This is a genomic window from Salmonella sp. SAL4457 (assembly GCF_046548235.1).
In the GTDB taxonomy this organism is placed as follows: Bacteria; Pseudomonadota; Gammaproteobacteria; order Enterobacterales; family Enterobacteriaceae; genus Salmonella; species Salmonella enterica.
Genome location: NZ_JBGDZO010001441.1, coordinates 1 through 231, shown reverse-complemented (window position 1 = coordinate 231; position 231 = coordinate 1). Strand labels below are relative to the sequence as shown.

The 231-nt window shown below is 68.8% G+C and carries 1 protein-coding gene; it reads left to right on the top strand.

The genetic code is table 11. The annotated features are described in order from the left end of the window. The coding region (locus ACLJNW_RS28935) for a S41 family peptidase (RefSeq protein WP_410962127.1) at positions 1 to 231 on the top strand (231 nt) is incomplete at both ends.

Sequence of the window (231 nt, the reverse complement as noted above, 5' to 3'; positions counted from 1 at the left end):
GCTCAGCAACCTCGACCCGCACTCCGCCTACCTCGGCCCGGAGGACTTCGCCGAGCTGCAGGAAAGCACCAGCGGCGAGTTCGGCGGTCTGGGCATCGAGGTCGGCAGCGAAGACGGCTTCATCAAGGTGGTCTCGCCGATCGACGACACCCCCGCGGCCCGCGCCGGCATCCAGCCCGGCGACCTGATCGTGCAGATCGACGGCAAGCCGACCAAGGGCCAGTCGATGAC